The organism is Psychrobacillus sp. NPDC096426 (assembly GCF_044762745.1).
Classification (GTDB): Bacteria; Bacillota; Bacilli; order Bacillales_A; family Planococcaceae; genus Psychrobacillus.
In genome coordinates this window covers 1-4,558 of the sequence record NZ_JBIWEX010000052.1, presented here as the reverse complement: position 1 = coordinate 4,558, position 4,558 = coordinate 1, and the positions used below count along the sequence as shown (strand labels likewise).

The window sequence follows — 4,558 nt, the reverse complement described above, 5'->3', positions numbered from 1 at the left end:
TTCCTCTCCCAGCCGTAGTATCCTATACCCGTTTTTCACATTTTCATTCTCTGTGGTGTAGCGCTGATTTTGCGCTACATGGATGGCTAAAGGGGCAGGTTAGTTCAAGAAGACCAATATAAAGTTTTAGATGTAATATAAAGAAAAATCATGGGGGATGGTAGTTTGAAAGTGGAAGTTAAGAGTTTTATTGAGAAACCAATAAAAGCAACTGAACTTATTAGACTTTATAGTGATGCAGGTTGGTGGGAAGATAGAAAAGAGCAAGATATTGAAGAAATGTTAAAACGGGAAATATCTGTTGGTGCGTGGAAAGGTGATGTTCTAATAGGCTTTGCAAGGGCTGTATCGGACGGTAAATTTAGGGCTTATATTGAAGATGTTGTATTACATACAGAATTTCAAAAGTCAGGTATTGGGACGAAAATTGTATCACAATTGTTAATGGAACTTTCTCACATTGATGTAATTAGTCTGTTTTGTGAAGAGGATTTAATTCCATTTTACGAGAAAAATAAGTTTAAATATAGCAAATCTCAATTTGTAATGCACAGAAAATAAAGCATATTTTTTTGTGCTAACGGGGTGCTTTACTTCAAGAAGGGGTAAAGCCTTTTTTCTTATTGAACTAAAGCCGCAGGTTAGTTGAACAACGGCAAATGGTTTTGATGAAAAATCAACGGGTAAAGGTGGAGATAATTATTAGACAATTTATGGTTATTTTAACGGTTATAGCGATTTTTTTCATATCTGCTTGTAGTGAAAAGGATAATATTGACCAATTCTCTTCTAAAGAAGAAACTTTGGAACATTTTGTTCAGAATGAAAATATTAAAGGGAATATTGATTTAATTACAACGACAAATGATAAAAGTTTATTAGTAGTACAGTCAAGTGGAAATACATATTTCGTCGGTGAATTAGTGGAGGACAAGGAAGGATATTACGCTAAGAGAATATCAGACAATGTTGAAATGACAATAGGTGCAAGTTGGGAACTAAATACAATGGATAAGAATGAGTACACTATATTTTTTGAAAAGAACAAAGAAGATGCGAATTACATACAGTTCTCTAATGGAGAATATGATATCTCGCTTGTAGAGGGACATACGATAAGTGAAAACACCTTTGCTTTAACAAGTGCGATAAAGGAAGTTGAAATAGTAAAAGATTAATTCAGCTAACGGGTGCTTTACTTCAAGAAGGAGAAAAGCCTCTTTGCTTATTGAATTAAAGGTGCAGTTTAGTGTAATAAAGGTATTGGTTTATTTATGTAGCAATATTCCTATGGAGGTGAAATATGAAATTAAAAAAAGTTTTTTCTATTTCATTTATTATTTTGTTGGGCTTCATTGTAGTTTTTACTTATTATAAAGTGAATTATAAAACTCTCGATGAAGCTATAAGCGAATCAAACGTGCCAATTGATGAAATATTTCATACCACTGACTATAAAGGGCATACTATCATTTTTTATGGCAAGGATGATATTTTATCAGTAGGATTAGTTGAAAATACCCTTCTTGGATTTCGTTGGAGTTATGGTGCAGGAAGTAAATTGTTCAACGAAGAAGATATGATTTTAACCAGAATGTTTAGTAACTTACAGCCAAGGGATATGAAATCGTACGAAGAACTAGTATCTGTAACATTTGGTGTAATTAATGACCCTTCAATAGAGGAAATGGAGATAAAATATAAAGACCAAGATTTTAATGAAGCTACAATTATAGATACTAGTAAAGGGCGAATATGGTATAGCTTCTCAGAGGCTCCTGTCAATTATGACCCAGAAGTGAAAGTTTTTTATAAGGATGGAACTACAAAGTCAGGTTGGTATTGAACTAACGGGCAGTAGAGTTGAAAAAAATATGTTAGCAATTCAACCAGATAATGGATATGCTGTGTTATGTTTTTTGGGGGGAATATTATGTCTAAGAAATTAAAAATTATCTCTATAACAGTTATTTTATTAGCGATTATATTTATAAATTTAGCATTAAAAGATGATGTTCAGGAAATTAAAAAGGTTATGTACTCATTAAATCAACCAATGACGAACATTGCTCATATTGAATTTTTGGATAACAATCAAGCAATTGCTTTTTATGAATGGGGTAATCAACAAGATTTATATTTTGGGAGTGCTCTCTTTAAGAAAAACCTATTTGGATGGAAGCTTGTTAACAGCTTCGCTGGTGGACTTTCTCATGAACATAAATTAGATTGGGGTTTTTCAAACTTAGAATCTAGCTTTTATGGTTATACTGATTTAATTAGGGGGAAAATACTTGATCCTCAAATAGAAGAAGTAAACATTAAAACTGATGGTGGAAACGAATTTAAAGCCAACATCATTGAATATGGCGATGACCAAAAGTTTTGGTTTTTAGTTACTGATGGAGAAGATCTAATAGGCTCTACTATTACAGGTTTGTCTTCAGACCGTAAAATAATTGAACAGATAATACAGTGAATTTAATTTTCTTATTCAACTAACGAGGTGCTTGTGCGGCCGAGCCTAGGTCGTATCATATAGCGGGTGGGATTCCCGTCGAGAAAGAACTAGCCATTCACTCGTAGCGAGTCTTGGAGGGCTAATGGTAACATTAGCCTTTAAGCGTAGACAGTTAGGTGGCGGGCCGAAAGCCAAATGGTTGAAGGGATGGAGCTCCATAATGTTAGTAATTCGAGAGGGCTGATGCCTTAAGCACAGCAGAAAGCTACATTTTATCCATCGTTAAAGGCAAGAAGGATAAAACCTCTCTGGAGTCAGAGACCTTGGCACATCACACATTGATATGATACGGCAACTCGGGAGGCCCTACCGGTCTTTTCTTCTTATAGAAGAGTATGGTGTACAAGCGATAATAAGCAAGGAAACCAAATGCCGTTGTAGGGAGTCGGATAGCAGCGTAGTACCAATGAAGTTGGGTAATGCCGATGGAGGAAAGGCTGCTACCAAGTTATCACCCTCACTAGGGACACATTTACTACACGCAGCGGTAGAGATAATAAATGTAAACTAAACTATTGAGGATAGCAGAGTCAGTGTGAATGATGACTTGGAGGAGCCGTGTGCGTAAATAGCGCAAGCACGGTTCTGTGAGGGGGGAGTAACACAATCTACCGCAAGGTAGAGAGGTTCTCTTCTACTCGACTACTTGAAGTTCACTGAGCTGGTAAAACGGCTCTTTTTCTTATTCAACTAAAGATGCAGGTTAGTTGAATAAGAAAAAAGGCAATATTAGGATGGCATGATGGAAAATAATATTCAAATACTGATGGATAGAATAAAGATTCTTCACAATTATACAAAAGTTACTAGGCTTTCTAAAGGTTATTCACCAGATGAAAAATATGTAGTTATGGATGAAGATGGGAATAAATATTTGTTACGTATAAGTGATATGGAAAGGTACGATAGGAAAAAGGAAGAATTTAAAGTTTTAAGTGATATTAGAAAGTATAAAGTTCATTCTCCACAACCAATTGATCTTGGAATATTAAAGGAGCTTGGTATTTGTTATAGCATATTTTCTTATATTGAAGGTGAAGATGCAAAAAATTTAATACAATCCTTTAAAGAACAAGAACAGTATGAAATTGGAGTAGAAGCAGGAAAAGACTTATCGCGAATTCATCAACACCCAGCCCCATATGACATAAGAAATTGGCATGAAAGGTCTATACAAAAGCACAATAGGTATCTAAAGGAATATAAGAAGTGTGGTATAAAAATTAGTAATGATGATAAGGTTATGAGGTTTATTGAAAGCAATTATCATTATCTAAAAAATCGTCCTAATCAATTTCAACATGATGACTTTTATTTAGAAAATATAATATTGAAAGATAAAAAGTATGTTGGTGTAATTGATTTTGATAATTATGATTGGGGAGATCCATTTCATGACTTTGTAAAAGTTGCTTTGGCTAGCAGAGTAGACAGTATTTCTTTTTCTGTTGGACAAATAGATGGATACTTCGCTAACAATATACCAGAGGATTTTTGGAGACTTTATTCAATATATTCAGCAATGGTTATTTTTTCGAGTGTTGTTTGGTCAATTAATAAATCGCCAGAACAGCTAGATAAATTTATAGAACGCATACATCTGATATTAGAAGATCATAAGAACTTTGAATTGTTAAAACCTATTTGGTATAGATCAAATCTTTATTAAGGTTTATATGCATTTATAACCATCATTGTGAAGGTTTTCACTTAAACTAACGGGTGCGCGCGACAAGTTCTGTTATAAGCTCTTTTTAGCGTGAAAATACAGGAGATTTATAAAAATAAATTTCAACTTTACAACGGAGGATAGGAATGATGGAGCCATGTTTCCTGAAACTATCCCATCAATACTCCTGCATGCGTCATGATTGACTGGTCATGAGGTGTGAAGCACAGGTAGATTCGGTTGAACTAGGCTGAAGCCAATCTTATGGAAAAGGTATGCCGAAGGATAGACCGCATGGCTGAAAAACTAGATATGGTGAGAATAGTTTCTACATAAAGGAACTGACGAACTTCTGGAGGTACGGGTCT

General features: G+C 34.5%; 5 protein-coding genes. All 5 read left to right on the top strand.

Features of this window, described 5'->3' with window-relative positions:
• The first annotated feature begins 165 nt into the window (after positions 1-165).
• The 5 genes from ACIQYS_RS22300 to ACIQYS_RS22280 all read left to right on the top strand — a co-directional run bounded on the left by ACIQYS_RS22300 (position 166) and on the right by ACIQYS_RS22280 (position 4,190).
• Positions 166-561: a GNAT family N-acetyltransferase gene (locus ACIQYS_RS22300; RefSeq protein WP_402985216.1), complete on the top strand. Its 396-nt coding sequence runs from the start codon at positions 166-168 to the stop codon at positions 559-561.
• A 107-nt stretch (positions 562-668) separates the two neighbouring features.
• Positions 669-1,178, top strand: coding sequence for a hypothetical protein (locus tag ACIQYS_RS22295; RefSeq protein WP_402985214.1), 510 nt, complete (start codon positions 669-671; stop codon positions 1,176-1,178).
• A gap of 125 nt (positions 1,179-1,303) precedes the next feature.
• Positions 1,304-1,846 (top strand): hypothetical protein, encoded by a 543-nt coding sequence (locus ACIQYS_RS22290; protein WP_402985212.1) that lies wholly within the window; start codon positions 1,304-1,306, stop codon positions 1,844-1,846.
• Between the two features lie 87 nt (positions 1,847-1,933).
• Positions 1,934-2,479 carry a hypothetical protein gene (locus ACIQYS_RS22285; RefSeq protein WP_402985210.1) on the top strand — a complete coding sequence of 182 codons (546 nt, stop codon included), beginning with the start codon at positions 1,934-1,936 and terminating at the stop codon, positions 2,477-2,479.
• A 784-nt stretch (positions 2,480-3,263) separates the two neighbouring features.
• Positions 3,264-4,190 carry an aminoglycoside phosphotransferase family protein gene (locus ACIQYS_RS22280; protein WP_402985208.1) on the top strand — a complete coding sequence of 309 codons (927 nt, stop codon included), beginning with the start codon at positions 3,264-3,266 and terminating at the stop codon, positions 4,188-4,190.
• The last annotated feature ends 368 nt before the right edge of the window (positions 4,191-4,558 follow it).